The organism is Kineococcus gurbantunggutensis (genome assembly GCF_050871925.1).
Taxonomy (GTDB): Bacteria; Actinomycetota; Actinomycetes; order Actinomycetales; family Kineococcaceae; genus Kineococcus.
Map to the genome: position 1 here is coordinate 1 of NZ_JBJLSG010000109.1, position 16,614 is coordinate 16,614.

The following is a 16,614-nucleotide window of genomic DNA, read 5'->3' on the forward strand; positions in this document are numbered from 1 at the left end:
CCCGCCGCCCGCCCCCGCCGCCCGCCGCCGGCGGTCGCTCCCCGTGCGCCGCCCGTGCGCTCGGCGTGACTCGTGTCGGTGGCGTGGGGGACCATGGAGCCGTGAGCCCCACGAGCGCGTCCCCCGTCGCCAAGCGCCAGCGCGTCGCCGTCCTCGGCGGCGGCCCCGGCGGGTACGAAGCGGCCCTGGTGGCCTCCCAGCTGGGCGCCGACGTCACCGTCGTCGAGCGCCAGGGCCTGGGCGGGTCCACCGTCCTGACCGACGTCGTGCCCTCGAAGACCCTCATCGCCACCGCCGAGACCATGACCACGGTCGGCGGTTCCACCGAGCTCGGCGTCCGCTTCCCCGGCGGCGCCGGCCGCGACACCGAGCCCACCGGCTCCGTGACCGTCGACCTCGGCCGCGTGCACCAGCGCGTGAAGTCGCTGGCCCTGTCGCAGTCCGCCGACGTGCGCGCCCGCCTGGAGAAGGAGGGCGTGCGCGTCCTGTCCGGCGACGGCCGCCTGGACGGCCCGCAGGCCCTCGTCGTCACCGCCGGCGACGACGCCGGCGAGCGCGTGGAGGCCGACGTCGTGCTCGTCAGCACCGGCTCCAGCCCGCGCACGCTGCCCGACGCCCAGCCCGACGGCGAGCGCATCCTCACCTGGAAGCAGGTCTACGACATCGAGGAGCTGCCCGAGCACCTCATCGTCGTCGGCTCCGGCGTCACCGGCGCGGAGTTCGCCAGCGCCTACGACGCCCTCGGCGCCCACGTCACCCTCGTCTCCAGCCGCGACCGCGTCCTGCCCGGCGAGGACGCCGACGCCGCCGAGGTGCTCGAGGAGGTCTTCCGCCGCCGCGGCATGGACGTCGTCTCGCGCTCGCGCGCGCAGAAGGTCGAGCGGCACGGGGACTCCGTCACCGTGACCCTGGCCGACGGGCGCACCCTGGAGGGCTCGCACTGCCTCGTCGCGGTCGGCGCGGTCCCCAACACCTCCGGCATCGGCCTGGAGGAGGCCGGGGTGTGGACCTCCGAGTCCGGGCACGTCGACGTCGACAAGGTCTCGCGCACCTCCGCGCGCGGGGTGTACGCCGCCGGCGACTGCACCGGGGTGTTCCCGCTGGCCTCGGTGGCGGCCATGCAGGGCCGCATCGCCATGTGGCACGCCCTGGGCGACACCGTGGCCCCGCTGCGGCTGCGCTCGGTCTCCTCCAACGTGTTCACCTCCCCGGAGATCGCCACCGTGGGCTGGACGCAGAAGCAGATCGACTCCGGCGAGGCGCAGGGCGACATCGTCAAGCTGCCGCTGTCCACCAACGCGCGCGCGAAGATGCTGGGCATCCACGACGGGTTCGTGAAGCTGTTCTGCCGCACCGGTTCCGGCACCGTCATCGGCGGCGTGGTCGTCGCCCCGCGCGCCAGCGAGCTCATCTTCCCGGTGACGCTGGCGGTGGAGAAGCGCCTCAACGTCGACGACGTCGCGCACGCCTTCACCGTCTACCCCTCGCTGACCGGCTCGCTGGCCGAGGCGGCCCGCCAGCTGCACGTCATGGGGGAGTAGGCCCCTCCCGGGCGGCTCCCGCGACCGGCCCCGGGGTGGGGTTGTCCCCACCCCGGGGCCGGGGGGTCGCACGCTGCCGCCGGCCCGCGCCGCGCCCCTACTGTTCACGCTGTGAGCGACGACACGACGCGCTGGGCGGCAGCCGTCCCGGCGGTGAGGCACCCCGGCGGCGCGCTGCGCCGCTGGGCCGACGGCTGGTGGTCGGTGGTGCACGTGGTCCTGCACCCGATCGCCCTCGCGCTGCACCTGACGGCGCTCGTCCTGCTGCTCGTGGGGACCGCCCTGGTCCCCGTGCTGGGCAGCGGGCTGCTCGTGCTCCTGCTCGCCCGCCCCCTCCTCGGCGCCGGCGCCGCCCTGGAGCGCTACCGCCTGGCCGCCGTCCTGGGCGAGCACGTGCCCGCCCCGCCGCGCCGGCGCCGCCCCGCCTCCCGCTGGCGCCGCCTGGCCCTGGACCCGCGCGCCTGGCGCTACGCCGGGCACCTGGCCCTCGTGAGCACCCTCGGCGTGCTCGGCGGCGCCCTGGTGCTGGGGCTGACCACCACCGGCCTGGCCGCCCTGCTGGCCCCCGCCGTGGCCGACGGCCCGCTCAGCGCGCCGTTCGGCGTCCCCGGCACCCTCGACGCCCCCGGCCCGCTGGTGGCCGCCGGCGGGCTCCTGCTGCTGCTGCTCGCCCCGCCGGTGGCCCGCGCGGTCACCGCCGTGGAGGTCCGCACCGCGCACGCCCTGCTGGGCGGGGCCCGCGAGCTGCGCGAGGCCGCGCTGCGCCGCCGCGTGGAGACCCTCACGCGGACCCGCTCGCGCACCGTGGACTCCGTGGAGGCCGAGCGCCGCCGCATCGAGCGCGACCTGCACGACGGCCCGCAGCAGCGGCTGGTCTCGCTGTCCATGCAGCTGGGCATGGCCAAGCGCGCCCTGGACCGCGGCGGCCCCGACGCCGCCCGCGACCTGCTCGACGCCGCCAGCACCTCCGCCTCGGCCGCCATCGCCGACATGCGCCACGTCGCGCGCGGCATCCACCCGCCCGTGCTCACCGACCGCGGCCTGGACGCGGCCGTCTCGGCGCTGGCGGCCTCCTCCCCGGTGCCGGTGGACGTGGAGGTGCACTTCCCGCCCGAGCAGCGCCCCAGCCCCACCGCCGAGGCCATCGCCTACTTCTGCGTCTCCGAGGCGCTGACGAACACCGCCAAGCACGCGCGCGCCTCCCGCGCCGTCGTGCAGGTCTGGCGCGAGGCCGCCGGCCCCGCCGGCGAGGACCTGCTGCGCCTGCGCGTCAGCGACGACGGCGTCGGCGGCGCCGTGCCCGCCGGCGGCACCGTCGCCGACGGCGGCAGCGGCCTGCGCGGGCTGGGCGACCGCCTCGCCGCCGTGGACGGCTGGCTGCACCTGGACAGCCCGCCCGGCGGGCCCACCGTGCTGGAGGCCGGCGTGCCGTGGACCGTCGGCGGTGCCCGGTGAGCGCCGGGACCGCCGCGGACGCCGGCGCCGGGCCGCTGCGCGTGGTGCTCGCCGAGGACTCCGTGCTGCTGCGCGAGGGCCTGGTGCAGCTGCTGCGCACCGAGGGGGTGGACGTCGTCGCCGCCGTCGACGACGCCGAGGCGCTGCTGCGCGCCACCGACGAGCACGCCCCCGACCTCGTCCTCACCGACGTGCGGATGCCGCCGACGTTCACCGACGAGGGCCTGCGCGCGGCGATCGTCGTGCGCACCCAGCACCCCGGCACCGCGGTGCTCGTGCTCTCCCAGTACGTCGAGGAGAGCTACGCCGCCGAGCTGCTCGGCGGCCGCGCCCGCGGGGTGGGCTACCTGCTGAAGGACCGCGTCGGCGACGTCGACGAGTTCGTCACCACCCTGCGCCGCGTCGCCGCCGGTGGCACCGCCGTCGACCCCGAGGTGGTCTCCCAGCTCCTCTCGCGCGCCCGCCGCGACGACCCGCTGGAGGGCCTGACCCCGCGCGAGCTGGAGGTCCTGCAGCTCATGGCCGAGGGCCGCTCCAACACCGCGATCGCCGCCCGGCTGGTCGTCACCGACAAGGCCGTGGAGAAGCACGTGTCGAACATCTTCGCCAAGCTCGGCCTGCCCCCGGACACCGGCGACCACCGCCGCGTGCTGGCGGTGCTGCGCCACCTCGAGGCCGCCGCGCGCCCGGGGAGCCGGGCGTGAGCGCCCCCACCGCCCCGCTGCTCGTCGAGGCGCCGCCCGCCGGGCCGCGCCGCCCGCCGGGCCGGGCTCTCCTCGCCGTCCTCGCCGGGCTCGTCGTCGCCTCCGGCACGGTCGACGTCCTGGCCGACCTGACCGCCACCCGCTCCGAGAGCACCGAGGTGTTCAGCGCGGTGCGGGCGCTGCGCACCGCCGGCGACACCGGCGACGTCACCGTCACCGCCCTGCCCGGGCAGCGGGACGTGCGGGTGCGCACCCTCGTGCACGAGGGCTGGACCCGCTCGCGCCACGGCGCCGAGGTCGTCGGCGGTGAGCTGCGCCTGAGCTCGCGGTGCAGCGGCGGCGCCCTGCTCAGCCCCTGCGAGACGTCCTGGGAGGTCACCGTGCCCGAGGGCCTGGCCCTGGACATGCGCACCGGCACCGGCGACCAGGTCCTCACCGGCGCCTTCGGCGCGGTCTCGGCCCGCGCCGGCACCGGCGACGTGCGCTGGGAGGGCACCGGCACGTCGCTGGACGCGCGGACCGGCACCGGGGAGTTGGAGCTGGACGGCGCCGTGGCGCGGGTGCGCGCGCGCACCGGCACCGGCGACGTGGAGGCCCGGTTCGAGCGGGCCCCCGACGACGTTCAGGTCACCACCGGCACCGGGGACGCCACCGTCCTGCTGCCCGGGGACGCGCGCTACGACGCCAGCGCCACCAGCGACCTCGGCGAGCCGCACGTCGAGGTGCCCGTGGACACCTCCTCCCCGCGCCGCGTCGCCGTGCGCACCTCCACCGGGGACGCGGCGGTGCTGGTGGCGCCCTAGCGGGCCAGCGGCCCGGTGGCCGGCTCGCCGGTGCGCACGTCCGCCGCCACCGGCCGGCGCGACCAGCGCCCGGCGAGCAGCGAGCCGGAGACGTTGTGCCACACCGAGAAGATCGCCGCGGGCAGGGCCGCGGCGGGGGAGAAGTGCACGGTGGCCAGCGCGGCCGCCAGGCCGGAGTTCTGCATCCCCACCTCGATGCTGATCGCCCGCCGGCTCGCCACCGGCAGCCCGCACAGGCGCCCGACGGCGTAGCCCAGCGCCAGCCCGCCGACGTTGTGCAGCACGACGGCCAGCAGCACCAGCGCCCCGGCGCTGAGCACCGTCGCCGCGCTGCCGGCCACGACGGCCAGGACGACGGCGGTGATCCCGGCGACGGAGACCAGGGGCAGCACGTCCAGGCAGCGCTCCACCAGGCGCGGCACCAGCAGGCGCAGCGCCAGCCCGGCCAGCACCGGCACCAGGACGACCTGCACGATCGAGGTGAACAGGGCCGTGCCGCTGACCGGCAGCGTCTGCCCGACCAGGGCGAGCACCAGCAGCGGGGTCAGGAACGGGGCCAGCAGCGTGGACACCGACGTCATCGCCACCGACAGCGCCACGTCGCCGCGGGCCAGGTAGACCATGACGTTGGAGGCCGTGCCGCCGGGCGCGGCGCCGACCAGGATCATCCCCACCGCCAGCTCCGGCGGCAGCGACAGCAGGTGCGCCACGCCGTACCCCAGCAGCGGCATCACCGTGTACTGCGCGGCCACGCCCAGCAGCAGCGCCCACGGGCGCCTGCCGATCACCGCGAAGTCCACCGGGCGCATCGACATGCCCATGCCCAGCATGATCACGCTGAGCAGCCACGGCACCGCGGGCGACCACCCCGCGAACGCCCCGGGGGCGGCCAGGGCGAGCGCCCCGGCCGCCAGGACCACCAGCGTGAACCACTTGCCGACCAGCTCGCCGGCCCTGCGCACCGTCACCACGGGCACCGAGGGTGCCACGCGCCGGGCCCCGGGCCCGGCGTGCCGCGCCGCGCGGTGCCCGTGGTGACGGGGCGCCGGTGCTCAGTCCGCGATCTCGCAGATGACGGTGCCGGTGGTGGTGGTGTCGCCCGGCTTCGCGCTCAGCCCCGTGACCGTGCCCGCCTTGTGCGCGGTCAGCGGCTGCTCCATCTTCATCGCCTCGAGCACCGCGACCAGGTCGCCGGCCTCGACGCGGTCGCCGTCGGCGACCTCCACCTTCACGATCGTGCCCTGCATGGGCGCCACCAGCGCGTCCGGGTTCGCCGCGGACCCGGCCTGCGCCTTGGCCCCGCGCTTGCCGCGGTGGGTGGTGCTGCGGTACGCGCGGGCCACCGCGGCGCCGGCGGCGACACCGGCGCGGGAGATCTCGTGCCCGGCGCGGGAGATCTGCGCGTTGAGCTGCTCCACCGGCAGGGAGACCTCCAGGCGCTTGCCGGCGACCTCCACCACGATCGTCTCGCGGTGCGCCGGGCCGTCCGCGGCGTGCAGGTCGCCCGCGCCGGGCAGGACCGAGGCGTCGAACTCCGTCTCGATCCAGCGGGTGTGCACCGTGAACGCCTGCCCGGAGGGGGCCGCGAACGCCGGGTCGGCGACGATCGCGCGGTGGAAGGGCAGCACCGTCGGCACGCCCTCCACCTGGAACTCCTCCAGAGCGCGCGCCGCGCGCGCCAGCGCCTGCTCGCGGGTGGCGCCGGTGACGATCAGCTTGGCCAGCAGCGAGTCGAAGTCCTGGGAGATCTCCACGCCGCCGCTGACGGCCGCCGCGCGCGGGTCGATGCCGGTGTCCACCCGCACGCCCGGCCCCGAGGGCAGGGAGAAGCGGGTCAGCTTGCCCGGGCGCGGCAGGAAGCCGGCCGAGGGGTCCTCGCCGTTGACGCGGAACTCGATCGCGTGGCCGCGGGTGGGGACCTCGGAGTAGCCCAGCGCCTCGCCGCGGGCGATGCGGAACTGCTCCACGACCAGGTCCAGGCCGCTGATCTCCTCGCTGACCGGGTGCTCCACCTGCAGGCGGGTGTTCACCTCCAGGAACGCCAGCGTGCCGTCGGCGGCCACGAGGAACTCCACCGTGCCGGCGCCCACGTACCCGGCCTCGCGCACGATCGCCAGCGACGCCCGGCGCAGCTCGGCGTCCTGCTCGGCGCTCAGGAACGGCGCGGGCGCCTCCTCCACGAGCTTCTGGTGCCGGCGCTGCAGCGTGCAGTCGCGGGTGGAGACCACCACCGCGCCGCCGTGCGCGTCGGCCAGCACCTGCGTCTCGACGTGGCGGGGGCGGTCCAGGTAGCGCTCCACGAAGCACTCCCCGCGCCCGAACGCGGCTTCCGCCTCGCGCACCGCGGAGGCGAACAGCTCGGGCACGTCCTCGCGCCGGCGCGCCACCTTCAGCCCGCGCCCGCCGCCGCCGAACGCCGCCTTGATGGCGATGGGCAGGCCGTGCTCGTCGGCGAAGGCGAGCACCTCGTCCACGCCCGCCACCGGGTCCGGGGTGCCGGCCACCAGGGGCGCGCCCGCGCGGGCGGCCAGGTGGCGCGCGGAGACCTTGTCGCCCAGGGCCTCGATCGCCGCCGGCGGCGGGCCGACCCACGTCAGGCCCGCGTCGATCACGGCCTGCGCGAACGCGGCGTTCTCCGACAGGAAGCCGTACCCGGGGTGCACCGCGTCGGCGCCGGCGCGCCGCGCGACGTCGACGAGCTTGGCCGCGTCCAGGTAGCTCTCGCGCGCCGTGGTGCCGCCCAGCGCGTACGCCTCGTCGGCCATCCGCACGTGCAGCGCGTCGCGGTCGCCCTCGGAGTACACCGCGACCGAGGCGATGCCGGCGTCGCGGGCGGCGCGCACCACGCGCACCGCGATCTCGCCGCGGTTGGCGACGAGCACCTTCGTGACGGGGCCCGTCACCGCCGTCCCGGCCGTCGCGGTCGGCTCGGCGGGGGCGGGGTCGGGGGAGGTCATGCGGTGTTCTCCGGGGGTTCGGCGGCGGGTCGGGCGAGGGCTGAGACTACTGCCCGCCCGCGCCGGCACGCTCCCCGCGCGCCCGCGCCCCGGGCGTCCACAGCTCCGGCCAGCTCACGCCCGCCTCGCGCACCAGCTCGCGCAGCAGCGGCAGCGAGACCCCCACGACGGCGTGCGGGTCGCCCTCCACGCCGCGCACGAACGCCCCGCCGAGGCCGTCGAGGGTGAAGGCGCCGGCCACCGCCAGCGGCTCGCCGGTGGCGACGTAGGCGTCGACCTCCTCGTCGGTGACGTCGGCGAAGTGCACCGTCACCGAGGCCACCCCGCCCAGGGTGGCCCCCGAGCCGTCCTCGCGGGCGTCGACCAGCCAGTGCCCGGTGTGCAGCACGCCGCTGCGCCCGCGCATCGCGCGCCAGCGCTCGCGGGCCTGCGCGGCGTCGGCGGGCTTGCCGTGCACCTGCCGCTCGCCGTCCGGGCCGGTCAGCTCCAGCACGGAGTCGCAGCCCAGCACCAGCGCGTCGTCGGGCACCTCCTCGCGGCCGGCGACCTCCTCGGCCTTGGCGCGCGCCAGCACCAGGGCGACGTCCTCGCCGTCGGTGACGCCGTAGCGCGCCACGACGGCGGGCTCGTCGACGCCGGAGACGAGGACGGCGGGGTCCAGGCCGGCCGAGCGCAGGGTGGCGAGGCGGGCGGGCGAGGCGGAGGCGAGCAGCAGCGACGGCACGCCCCGCATCCTCCCACCCGCCCCGCCGGGCCCCCGGCCGAGCGGTGCACCCCCGGCCGGGCGGGGCTCCTCAGCCGAGCAGGGCGGTGCGCAGCACGTCCAGGCCGACCGAGCCCAGGTCCAGCGCGCGGCGGTGGAAGGCCACCAGGTCGAAGGCGGCGCCCTCGCGGCGCTGCACCTCGGCGCGCACCGACCACCACAGCCGCTCGCCGACCTTGTAGCTCGGCGCCTGCCCCGGCCAGCCCAGGTAGCGGTTCAGCTCGAAGCGCAGGACGTCCTCGTGGTTGCCCGAGCAGCTCGTCAGGTACGCCCACGCCTTCTCGTACGTCCACGCCCCGCCGCCGACCTCGGCGGGCGCCGCGAAGCCGCAGTGCACGCCGACGTCGATGACCACCCGCGCCGCGCGCAGCAGCTGCGCGTCGAGCATCCCCATGACCTCCCCGGGCCCGCGCAGGTGCCCCAGGTCGGCGGCCAGGCGCTCGGCGTACAGCGCCCAGCCCTCGCCGTGCCCGGAGACCCAGCAGCCCTGTCGGCGCCAGCGGTTGAGGACCTCCCCGCGCACCGCGGTCTGCCCGATCTGCAGGTGGTGCCCGGGCACCCCCTCGTGGTGCACGGTGGTCGCCTCGCGCCAGGTGGAGAACGTCGTCTGCCCCGGCGGCACCGCCCACCACATCCGGCCCGGGCGGGAGAAGTCCTCGCTGGGGCCGGTGTAGTAGATGCCGCCGCCGGTGGTGGGGGCGATGCGGCACTCCAGGCGCCGCACCTGCTCGGGGATGTCGAAGTGGGTGCCCGCCAGCGCCTCGACGGTCTCGTCGGAGCGCTGCTGCATCCAGTCGCGGAACGCCTGCGCGCCGGCGACGACGGTGGAGGCGTCGGCGTCCAGGGCCTCGAACGCGGCGGCCACGTCGGTGCCGCCGGTGATCTCGCGGGCCGTGGCCGCCATCTCCGCGCGCAGCCGGCCGACCTCGTCCTGGCCCCACGCGTACGTCTCGGCCAGGTCCACGGCCGCGCCGAGGTAGGTGCGCGAGAACAGCCGGTAGCGCTCGGTGCCCACCGCGTCGGCCTGGGGGGCCTGCGGCTGCAGCTCCGTGCGCAGGAAGCCCGCCAGCCGCTCGTAGGCGCCGGCGGCGGCGGCCGCGCCGCGCGCCAGGTCCGCGGCCAGCGGCCCCTCCACGGGCCGGCCGTCCACGGCGGCGCCGGCGGCGAAGGCGGCGAAGAACCCCTCCGGCGCGGCGTGGGAGGCGGCTTCGGCGGCGCACTCGCGCACCTGCCGCACCGCGGCCACGCGCCCGCGCGCGGCGGCGGTGCGCAGGCTCTCCACGTACCCCTCGACGGCGGCGGGCACGGACGCCAGCCGCGCGGCCACGTCGGCCCAGTCGTCGGCGGTGGCGGTGGGCACCAGGTCGAAGACCATCCGCAGGTCCTGCACGGGCGAGGAGATGACGTTCAGCTCGCCGAGGTCCTCGCCGGCCTCGTGCAGCTCCAGCTCCAGCCCGAGGCGCTCGCGCAGCGCCGCGGCGGTGACGCGGTCGACCTCGTCGGCCACCGGGGCGGCGTCGACGGCGGCCAGGGTGGCGCGCGCCAGGCCGGCCAGCTCGGCCAGCCCGGCGGGGGAGCGGTCGCCCAGGCCGGGCGCGGGGTCGGGCGCGCCCACGGACAGCGCCAGGGCCGGCTGCAGCCGCAGCAGCCGGGCGAAGTGGTCCTCGGCGACGGCGTCGAGCGCCGTGGGCCGGCGCGGGGGGGTGCTCACCGCGCCGACCCTAACGGTGCCCTCAGGCGGAGGCGGCGTCCGCGGCGGCGGCCAGCATCGGCACCGTGCGGTCCAGCTGCCAGGGCAGGTTCAGGACCGTGGTGGAGGTGGCGGCGATGAGGTCCTCGTCGGTCAGCCAGACCACCGCGCCCTTCGCCACGGCGGGCATGGTGGCGTAGACGGGGTCGGCGCGCAGCTGCTCCAGGGTGAGCTCGCCGTAGCCGACGAGCAGGTCGCAGTCCAGGTCGCGCACGCGCTCCTTGGCGACCTCCACGTAGAACTGGTCGGAGGTGCCCGCCAGGGCCGTCACGCCGGGGGCGTCCACCAGGCCCAGGCCGTGCAGGGTGTCCACGCGCGAGTCGCCGGGCAGGTACACCGACAGGTTCGCGGCGGTGGCGTACACGTACGCGAAGGACTTGCCCGCCAGCTGCGGGTTCGCCGCGGCGCGGGCGGCGACGTCGGCCTCGGCGTCGGCGACGAGCTGCTCGGCCTCCTCCTGCTTGCCCACGGCCCGCCCGACGAGCCGGGCCTGGTCCTGCCAGGTGGTCTGCCACGGCTGGTCGGGGTAGGCCACGGTGGGCGCGATGGCGGTGAGGGTGGACCAGTCCTGCGCGGTGATGCCGGAGTTCACGGCCAGCACCAGGTCCGGGGCCAGCTCGGCGACCCCCTCGAAGGGCACCTCGCCGCTCTCGCCGGCGCCGAGGGAGGTGGTGGCGGCCGGGTCGTGGTGCCCCTCCCACCACGGGTACGCCCCGCCCTCGCCGCCGTAGGTGACCTCCGGCACCCCCACCGGCTGCAGGCCCAGCGCCCACAGCACGTCCTGCGAGCCCCAGCCCCAGGTGACGATCCGCTGCGGGGCGGCCTCGACCGTGGTGGTGCCCAGGGCGTGCTCGACCCGCACGGGGAAGGCGCCGTCCTGCGCGCCGCCCGCGCCGCTCGCGGTGGCGGTGGCCCCGGGGGCGCCCGCGGAGCCGCCGGAGCCGCAGGCGGCGGTGGCGGCCAGGGCCGCCAGGGGGGCGGACAGCAGCAGGGAACGGCGGGTCGCGCGCAGCGGCACGGCGGGTCTCCTCGGGGACGGTTCAGGTCAGGGGAGGCTCACCTCACCACACGGGGGCCCCGGAACGGAAGCCGGCCCCGCCCGGGCGCGCTCCCGGCCGCTCCCGGCCGCGGTCGCGGACGCGCTCCCGGCCGCGGTTACGGTGGCGGGCGTGGACCCCGCGGGCGCCGACCGACCCTGGACCGACCTGGAGCGGCCCCCGCTGCGGGCCCTGCCGCTGCGCCGCGCGCTCGTCGGGCCCGGCGGCTGGGCCGCCCTGGACGTGGTGGCCTCCACCGGCTCCACCAACGCCGACCTGCTCGAGCGCAGCGTGCGCGAGGACGTCGCCGACGGCACCGTCCTCGTCGCCGACCACCAGGGCGCCGGGCGCGGGCGGCTGGGCCGCACCTGGAGCTCGCCGCCGCGCGCGGGCCTGGCGGTCTCCGTGCTGGTGCGCCCCGCCGCCGAGCGGCAGCGCTGGTCGTGGCTGCCGCTGCTGACCGGCGTCGCGGTCGTCGACGCCCTGGGCGGCCTGGGGGTGGACGCGGGCCTGAAGTGGCCCAACGACGTGCTCGTGCGCGGCCCCGGCCGCGCGGGCAAGGTCAGCGGGGTCCTCGCCGAGGTGGCCGGCGGCGCCGTGGTGCTCGGCGCGGGCCTGAACGTCACCCAGACGGCCCAGGAGCTGCCGCCGCCGCCGGCCGCCTCGGCCGGCGCCGCGCCCGCGCCGGCGACGTCGCTGGCGCTGGCCGGGGCGCGCAGCACCGACCGCGACACCGTGCTGCGCCGCTACCTGCGCGCGCTGCGCACCCGGCTGGACGAGTGGGCCGCGGACCCGGCGGCCACCGCGGCCGCCTACCGCGCCGCGTGCCTCACCCTCGGCGCGCCCGTGCGCGCCCACCTGCCCGGCGGCGACGTCCTGGACGGCGAGGCGGAGGACGTCGACGCCGACGGCCGGCTCGTGGTGCGCGGCTCAGGCGGCGCCCGGACGAGCCTGGCCGCCGCGGACGTCGTCCACCTGCGCGGGCGCTGACGAGCCGGCGCGCTCCTCGCCGCGGCGCGGGCCGGGGGCGGCGCCGCGCTCGTCGGCGGGCCCACCGGCCGGCTCGCCCGCGGGCCCGGCGGCGCGGTCCGCGCCGTGCGCGTCCCAGCCCTCCTCGCGCAGCTCCTCCACGAACACGAAGCGGCGGTAGGCCCACCAGCGGAACAGGGTGCCCAGCCCGACGCCGACCACCTTCGCCGAGACGTTGGAGGCCACCGGCCCGCGCAGCTGCAGCACGTAGTACGTGAAGGCCAGGCAGGCGGCGCTGATGAGCAGCCCCGCGCCGTTCATCAGCGCGAACATCAGCAGCTCGCGCGGCGCCGAGGCGCGCCGGCGGTGCCGGAACGTCCAGTAGCGGTTGCCCAGCCAGGCCACGACCACGCTGACCACGATGGCGATGCCGTTGGCCGTCAGCGGCTTGTGGTGCAGCACGCCCTCGCCGCCGGGGCCGGCGAAGCTCAGCAGGTTGAAGACGCCGAAGTCGGTGACGAAGGCCACCGCCCCGACCACCCCGAACTTGGCGGCCTCGCGCGCCAGCACCTCGTAGGTGTCGCGCAGCCGCGCCACCAGGCCGGGGCGCGGGGCGTCGTGCGCCGGGCCGGGCGCGGGGGCGGTGCGGGGCGTTGCGTCGGTGTGGTCGGCCACGGTGGGCGGTGCTCCGTTCGTCGCGCCCCACCCGCTCCTCGGCCGGGGCTCGGTCGTACCGGGCCCGCAGTCTGGCCGATCGGGCTGTGAGTCCGCGGGGACCCGTCCCTCAGCGCTCGACGCGGCTGCGGCCCTTCGACGGGTCGAGGTGGTCCTCCATCTTGACGGCTCCGAGGATGCCGACGACGACGAGCGCCACGCAGGCGATGACGGTGAGCACTGACTGTTCCCCCTCCGTGGGATGCTCCGCGGGTCCGCGGAGCGCGGACCCAGGATGAACCACCCGTGCGGCCCGGGCATCCCGGGACGAGCGTGCACCACGCCCGCCTCCGCGACGCCCTCCCGTCGGCCGACACGCCGCGGACCTGAGCCGCGGGCGGTCGCCTACCCTGCCTGACGTGACGAGCGCCCCCTCCGCCGACGCCCCCGCCACCGCTCCCGGCACCGCTCCCGGCGCCGCCCCGGGCACCCGCCCGGACCCCGCCCCCTACGCGCGCCCCGGCGGCTTCCCGGTCGTCGGCGTCGTCGGCGGCGGCCAGCTCGCCCGGATGATGCAGCCGGCCGCGGTGGCGCTGGGCCTGCGGCTGCGGGTGCTGGCCGAGGGCCCGGACGTCAGCGCCGCGCAGGTCGTCGCGGACGCCCCCGTGGGCGCGGCCGACGACCTCGACGCGCTGCGCGCCTTCGCCGCCGGGTGCGACGCGGTGACCTTCGACCACGAGCACGTGCCCGGCGAGGGGCTGCGGGCGATGGCGGGGCTGACGAGCGTGCAGCCCGGCGCCGAGGCCCTCGTGCACGCCCAGGACAAGCTCGTCATGCGCGAGCGCCTCACCGCGCTGGGGGTGCCCTGCCCGCGGTGGGCGGCGGTGGCCGGGCGCGCGGACGTGGAGGCCTTCGCCGCGGACGCCGGCTGGCCGGTGGTGCTGAAGACCCCGCGCGGCGGCTACGACGGCAAGGGCGTGCTCGTGCTCGACGGGCCCGGCGACGCCGGGTGGGCCACCGCCGACGCCTGGTTCGCCGACTGGGCCGGGCGCGGGCCGCTGCTGGTGGAGGAGCGCGTGGCCTTCACCCGCGAGCTGGCCGCCCTGGTGGCGCGCAGCCCCTCCGGGCAGGCGGCGGCCTGGCCGGTGGTGGAGACCGTGCAGCGCCGCGGGGTGTGTCACGAGGTCACCGCCCCCGCCCCGGACCTGGACCCCGACCTGGCCGCGCACCTGACGGACGTGGCGCTGCGCATCGCCGGCGGCCTGGGCGTCACCGGCGTGCTGGCGGTGGAGGTGTTCGAGGTCGAGCGCGACGGGCGCCGCGAGGTCCTCGTCAACGAGTTGGCCATGCGCCCGCACAACTCCGGGCACTGGAGCATCGACGGCTCGGTGACCGGCCAGTTCGAGCAACACCTGCGCGCCGTGCTGGACCTGCCGCTGGGGGACACCTCCGCGCGCGCGCCGTGGACGGTAATGGTCAACGTCCTGGGCCCGGAGCGCACGCAGGAGCGGCACGCGGACCTGTACCGCTCCTACCTGCACGTCATGGCGCACGACCCGGGTGCCAAGGTGCACCTGTACGGCAAGGAGCAGCGGCCCGGCCGCAAGCTCGGGCACGTCACCGTCTTCGGCGACGACCTGGAAACCGTCCGCGCGCGTGCCCGGCACGCGGCGGCCTTCATCGCGGGGGAGATCGACGAGTGAGCGCACCGGTGGTCGGCCTGGTCATGGGTTCGGACTCCGACTGGCCCGTCATGGAGGAGGCGGCCAAGGCCCTGGAGGAGTTCGGGATCGCCTGCGAGGTCGACGTCGTCTCCGCGCACCGCATGCCGCACGACATGGTGGCCTGGGGCGCCTCGGCGGCCGGGCGCGGCCTGCGGGTGGTGATCGCCGGCGCGGGCGGCGCGGCGCACCTGCCGGGGATGCTCGCCAGCGTCACCCCGCTGCCCGTCATCGGCGTGCCCGTGCCGCTGCGGCACCTGGACGGGATGGACTCGCTGCTGTCCATCGTGCAGATGCCCTCGGGCGTGCCGGTGGCCACCGTCTCCATCGGCGGGGCCCGCAACGCAGGCCTGCTCGCCGTGCGGGTCCTCGCCGCCTCCGACGAGGCGCTGCGCGCGCGGGTGGTGGAGTTCCAGGAGTCGCTGCGCCAGACCGCGGTCGACAAGGGCGAGCGGCTGCGGGCCCGCGCCCGCCGCACCGGCACCGGTTTCGGGGCCTGAGAGCGGTGGGCGCGACCCCGGCGCTCGTCACCGCCTCGCACCGCGTCGACGGCCACGACGTGCACGAGCACGTCCTGACCGTCCCGCTGGACCGCACCGGCGCCGAGCCGGGCGCGGTCGAGGTGTTCGCCCGCGAGTACGTGCGCACCGGGCGCGCGGACCGCCCGCGGCTGGTGTTCTTCCAGGGCGGTCCGGGCAACCCCGCCCCGCGCCCGGACGTCGTGGGCGGCTGGCTGGACCGGGCGCTGGAGGAGTTCCGCGTCGTGCTGCTGGACCAGCGCGGCACCGGGCGCTCCACGCCGCTGGACGCGCAGTCCCTCGGCGAGGTCGGCGACGCGGCCGCGCAGGCGAGGCACCTGGCGCACTTCCGCGCCGACGGCATCGTCGCCGACGCCGAGGCGCTGCGCCGGGCGCTGCAGGGCGAGGAGCCCTGGTGGGTTCTGGGGCAGAGCTACGGCGGTTTCGCCATCACCTGCTACCTCTCGCAGGCCCCGCACGGGCTGGCCGGCGCGCTGGTCACCGCGGGCCTGCCGGGCCTGCGCACCTCCGCCGACGAGGTGTACCGCGCCACCTACGCGTCCACCGCTCGGCGCAACCGGGAGTTCTTCGCCAGGTACCCGCGCGACGAGGCCGTCGCCCGCGCGGTGGCCGCGCACCTGGACGGCCAGGAGGAGCTGCTGCCCACCGGGGAGCGGCTGAGCTCGCGCCGCTTCCGCACCCTGGGCACCGCGCTGGGGCAGACCTCCGGCTTCGACGCGCTGCACTTCGCCCTGGAGGACCCCTTCACCACCGTGCGCGGCGAGCGCCGGCTGCGGCGGCGGTTCCTGACCGAGGCCGGCCGGCGGCTGTCGTTCGAGGCGCACCCGCTGTACGCGGTGCTGCACGAGAGCATCTACGCGCAGGGCCCGGCCACCGGCGGGGCCACCCGCTGGTCGGCGCACCGGGTGCGCGCGGAGTTCCCCGAGTTCTCCCTCGACGCCGGCCCCGGCGCGCCGTTCCGGTTCACCGCCGAGCACGTCTACCCCTGGCAGTTCGAGGAGGACCCGGCGCTGGTGCCGCTGCGCGGGGCCGCGGAGCTGCTCGCCGCCCGCGAGGACCTGCCCGCGCTGTACGACCCGGAGGTGCTGGCCGCCAACACCGTGCCGGTGGCCGCGGCGGTGTACGTCGAGGACGTGTTCGTGCCGTACGCCTTCAGCCGGGACACCGCGCGCGCGGTCCGCGGGGCCCGCACGTTCGTCACCAACGAGTACCACCACGACGGCCTGCGCCTGGACGGCCGGCGCCTGCTGGACGTCCTGCTGGAGCTGGTGCGCCGCTGACCCCGGTGCCGCGCCCCTCCCGGTGGCGCGCGCGCCGCCCAGCGCGTCAGCTTGTCCGTGCGTGACCTGCGCACCACACTCAGCCACAGCACTGCGCCGGACGGGTGACTTCCCCGTCCGTTCCCCACGCTGGAGGCCTCGTGCGCAAGATCGTCCTCTCCTCCGCGGTGAGCGTCACGCTCGTCGCGGCCACCCTGGCGGCCACGCAGACCGCGTCGTCCGCGGACCCCACGGCCACCACCCCGAGCACCCCGAGCAGCACCGCCGGCACCACCGGCACCGGCGCCGCCGTGCGCACCGACGGCGAGTACGTCGTCCTCTACGACGAGGGCACCACCGAGGCGAGGGCGGGCGCCGCCCACGCCACCCCCGGCGGCACCCACCTGACCAGCAACGCCCCCGGGGGGGTGCCCCGCCTGCCAGCCGGTTAGCACTGCTTAA

15 protein-coding genes are annotated in these 16,614 nt (G+C 77.5%); 9 read left to right on the forward strand and 6 right to left on the reverse strand.

All coding sequences use genetic code 11. The features are described from left to right. The first annotated feature begins 101 nt into the window (after positions 1-101). The 4 genes from ACRYR7_RS17730 (at position 102) to ACRYR7_RS17745 (ending at position 4,503) form a co-directional block, all read left to right on the forward strand. Positions 102-1,541 (forward strand): NAD(P)H-quinone dehydrogenase, encoded by a 1,440-nt coding sequence (locus ACRYR7_RS17730; protein ID WP_432573435.1) that lies wholly within the window; start codon positions 102-104, stop codon positions 1,539-1,541. Positions 1,542-1,652: 111 nt separating this feature from the next. Then, positions 1,653-2,996, forward strand: a complete 1,344-nt coding sequence (locus ACRYR7_RS17735) for a sensor histidine kinase (RefSeq protein ID WP_432573436.1) — start codon at positions 1,653-1,655, stop codon at positions 2,994-2,996. Between the two features lie 35 nt (positions 2,997-3,031). Then, positions 3,032-3,700 carry a response regulator gene (locus tag ACRYR7_RS17740; protein ID WP_432573448.1) on the forward strand — a complete coding sequence of 223 codons (669 nt, stop codon included), beginning with the start codon at positions 3,032-3,034 and terminating at the stop codon, positions 3,698-3,700. Beyond that, positions 3,697-4,503 (forward strand): DUF4097 family beta strand repeat-containing protein, encoded by an 807-nt coding sequence (locus ACRYR7_RS17745; protein ID WP_432573437.1) that lies wholly within the window; start codon positions 3,697-3,699, stop codon positions 4,501-4,503. The genes ACRYR7_RS17740 and ACRYR7_RS17745 overlap by 4 nt, the downstream gene beginning before the upstream one ends. On the opposite strand, the gene ACRYR7_RS17750 is transcribed toward ACRYR7_RS17745, so the two are convergent. From ACRYR7_RS17750 to ACRYR7_RS17770, 5 genes are all read right to left on the reverse strand, one after another. Beyond that, positions 4,500-5,474 (reverse strand): bile acid:sodium symporter family protein, encoded by a 975-nt coding sequence (locus tag ACRYR7_RS17750; RefSeq protein WP_432573438.1) that lies wholly within the window; start codon positions 5,472-5,474, stop codon positions 4,500-4,502. The genes ACRYR7_RS17745 and ACRYR7_RS17750 overlap by 4 nt on opposite strands. 81 nt (positions 5,475-5,555) lie before the next feature. Further along, the gene (locus ACRYR7_RS17755; RefSeq protein ID WP_432573439.1) at positions 5,556-7,460 is read right to left on the reverse strand and encodes an acetyl/propionyl/methylcrotonyl-CoA carboxylase subunit alpha; all 1,905 of its coding nucleotides are present in this window, start codon (positions 7,458-7,460) and stop codon (positions 5,556-5,558) included. Positions 7,461-7,506: 46 nt separating this feature from the next. Continuing rightward, entirely contained in the window at positions 7,507-8,193 is a 687-nt protein-coding gene (locus ACRYR7_RS17760) for a Maf family protein (RefSeq protein ID WP_432573440.1), read from the reverse strand. A 61-nt stretch (positions 8,194-8,254) separates the two neighbouring features. Beyond that, positions 8,255-9,934 (reverse strand): DUF885 domain-containing protein, encoded by a 1,680-nt coding sequence (locus tag ACRYR7_RS17765; RefSeq protein WP_432573441.1) that lies wholly within the window; start codon positions 9,932-9,934, stop codon positions 8,255-8,257. Between the two features lie 22 nt (positions 9,935-9,956). Then, complete coding sequence (locus tag ACRYR7_RS17770; RefSeq protein WP_432573442.1) at positions 9,957-10,991, reverse strand: ABC transporter substrate-binding protein; 1,035 nt, start codon at positions 10,989-10,991, stop codon at positions 9,957-9,959. Between the two features lie 151 nt (positions 10,992-11,142). Here ACRYR7_RS17770 and ACRYR7_RS17775 point away from each other — a divergent pair, with 151 nt between their 5' ends. Continuing rightward, complete coding sequence (locus ACRYR7_RS17775; RefSeq protein ID WP_432573443.1) at positions 11,143-12,000, forward strand: biotin--[acetyl-CoA-carboxylase] ligase; 858 nt, start codon at positions 11,143-11,145, stop codon at positions 11,998-12,000. On the opposite strand, the gene ACRYR7_RS17780 is transcribed toward ACRYR7_RS17775, so the two are convergent. Beyond that, positions 11,941-12,654 carry a GtrA family protein gene (locus tag ACRYR7_RS17780; RefSeq protein WP_432573444.1) on the reverse strand — a complete coding sequence of 238 codons (714 nt, stop codon included), beginning with the start codon at positions 12,652-12,654 and terminating at the stop codon, positions 11,941-11,943. The two genes, ACRYR7_RS17775 and ACRYR7_RS17780, sit on opposite strands and share 60 nt — an antisense overlap. 548 nt (positions 12,655-13,202) lie before the next feature. On the opposite strand from ACRYR7_RS17780, the gene ACRYR7_RS17785 reads away from it, so the two are divergent. The 4 genes from ACRYR7_RS17785 to ACRYR7_RS17800 all read left to right on the forward strand — a co-directional run bounded on the left by ACRYR7_RS17785 (position 13,203) and on the right by ACRYR7_RS17800 (position 16,604). Then, entirely contained in the window at positions 13,203-14,336 is a 1,134-nt protein-coding gene (locus tag ACRYR7_RS17785; RefSeq protein ID WP_432573449.1) for a 5-(carboxyamino)imidazole ribonucleotide synthase, read from the forward strand. A 23-nt stretch (positions 14,337-14,359) separates the two neighbouring features. Next, a complete protein-coding gene (gene purE / locus ACRYR7_RS17790) occupies positions 14,360-14,854 on the forward strand; it encodes a 5-(carboxyamino)imidazole ribonucleotide mutase (protein WP_432573450.1) in 495 nt (164 codons plus the stop codon). 5 nt (positions 14,855-14,859) lie between these two features. Then, on the forward strand, positions 14,860-16,173 hold the full coding sequence (locus ACRYR7_RS17795) for an alpha/beta fold hydrolase (protein WP_432573445.1): 1,314 nt from the start codon (positions 14,860-14,862) through the stop codon (positions 16,171-16,173). A 140-nt stretch (positions 16,174-16,313) separates the two neighbouring features. Further along, on the forward strand, positions 16,314-16,604 hold the full coding sequence (locus ACRYR7_RS17800; protein WP_432573446.1) for a hypothetical protein: 291 nt from the start codon (positions 16,314-16,316) through the stop codon (positions 16,602-16,604). The last annotated feature ends 10 nt before the right edge of the window (positions 16,605-16,614 follow it).